At 71.5% G+C, this 523-nt stretch carries 2 protein-coding genes; both read right to left on the bottom strand.

Going from position 1 to position 523, the window contains the following annotated elements:
• Window positions 1–179 (bottom strand): NAD(P)-binding protein (locus ABD323_RS45335; RefSeq protein WP_344447767.1); only part of this gene is annotated, 179 nt, incomplete at its 3' end.
• Window positions 180–278: 99 nt separating this feature from the next.
• Window positions 279–523 (bottom strand): aspartate-alanine antiporter-like transporter (locus tag ABD323_RS45330; protein ID WP_486327200.1); only part of this gene is annotated, 245 nt, incomplete at its 5' end.

The raw sequence follows: 523 nt of genomic DNA, 5'->3' as shown, positions 1-523 counted from the left end.
TGGGCGTGCCGCCCCTGCGGCAGCCCGGCCCGGAAGTCCGGCTGCTCGGGGTAGCGGTCCCGTTCGACCACCACCACCCGCTCGGCCGCGTCCCGCAGGGCCCAGGCCGCCAGTGTCCCGGCCAGCCCGCCCCCGATCACCACTGCTGTGCCCCGACCCGAGATCGTTTCGCCACCCATCCGGCCATCCAACCGCAGACGGCCGCCCCGCCGCCAGGGGGCGCCCGACGGCGCATCGCCGGGTGACGGAGCGGCCCTCCCACGACCCTTGACGACGGCTCAGGTCTTGAGCCCGATCAGGCCGACGAAGATCGGCCCGGTCAGCGGGAGCAGGAAGTTCGAGATCGTGTACGTGATCGTGTAGCCGAGCATCGGCACGCTGCTCTGGGCGACGTTGCTGACCGCGGTGATGGCGGGGGTCGAGCACTGCTGGCCCGCGATGGCGCCGATCAGGATCGGCTTCTCGATCTTCAGCAGCTTGCGCCCGATGAACAGCCCGAGGAAGGCCGGTACCAGCACCATCG

It is taken from the genome of Kitasatospora nipponensis (assembly GCF_039528135.1).
Lineage (GTDB): Bacteria > Actinomycetota > Actinomycetes > Streptomycetales > Streptomycetaceae > Kitasatospora > Kitasatospora nipponensis.
Note: the sequence above shows the minus strand (reverse complement) of the source record. Positions and strands in the feature narration are given on the sequence as shown.